General features: G+C 50.0%; 1 protein-coding gene. It reads left to right on the plus strand.

Annotation, left to right across the window (positions count from 1 at the left end; translation table 11 throughout):
• Nucleotides 1–111 precede the first annotated feature (111 nt).
• Nucleotides 112–806, plus strand: a 695-nt coding sequence (locus B5G37_RS14750) for a transposase (RefSeq protein WP_143483012.1), incomplete at its 3' end; no start/stop codon positions are given.

Genomic DNA, 806 nt, shown 5'->3' on the forward strand with positions numbered 1-806 from the left:
TTTGCTCAAAATATTACCTTTGTCCATAGAAGTGGCCGGCGGAAAAGTCCCGGACAAAAGGAATGGGAGCGCCTGTCTGAACTTCTGGAGCGGTGGGAGCAGTATGAAAACATGCTATCTACCATGGGAGAAGGGCGCAACAGTTACTCCAAAACAGACGAAGATGCCACATTTATGCGGCTGAAAGAAGACCACATGCGAAACGGGCAGCTCAAGCCAGCTTATAATGTGCAGATTGGTGTGAACAGTGAGTATATCACCGGGATAGAGCTGTTTTTCGACCGAAATGATGTGAGAACGCTTCAGCCGTTTTTAAAGAAGCTGGAGCAGTTTCACCAGGTCCGTTATGAAGAAGTGGTGGCCGATGCCGGGTATGAGAGCTTGGAGAACTATCTCTACCTGGATTCCACAGGACAAATCTGTTATATAAAGCCCACGAACTATGAGCAACGACGCAGCAAAAAGTTTAAGAAACAAGTTGGGCGAGTGGAGAACATGGAATATGACCAGGAAGAAGACTGTTTTATCTGTGCGCAAGGCCGCCGGCTATTTCTGCGGCGGGAGTGTACCGAAGTTCAAGACGGACAGTTGGTTTCCACTGCGTGGTATTGCTGCGAAAACTGCGATGGCTGCCCGTGCCGTTCCCAGTGCTGCCGAGCCAAGGATCCAACTAAGCCCAAAGAGATCGCACTGAAAAAGACCTTCTGGGAAAAGCGAGCTACGGCAACTGAAAATATTACCACACCACGGGGGATACATCTTCGGCTGTGCCGCTCCATTCAGGCGGAGGGAGCCTTTGCACTTCT

The organism is Pseudoflavonifractor sp. An85 (assembly GCF_002161235.1).
GTDB lineage: Bacteria > Bacillota > Clostridia > Oscillospirales > Oscillospiraceae > Enterenecus.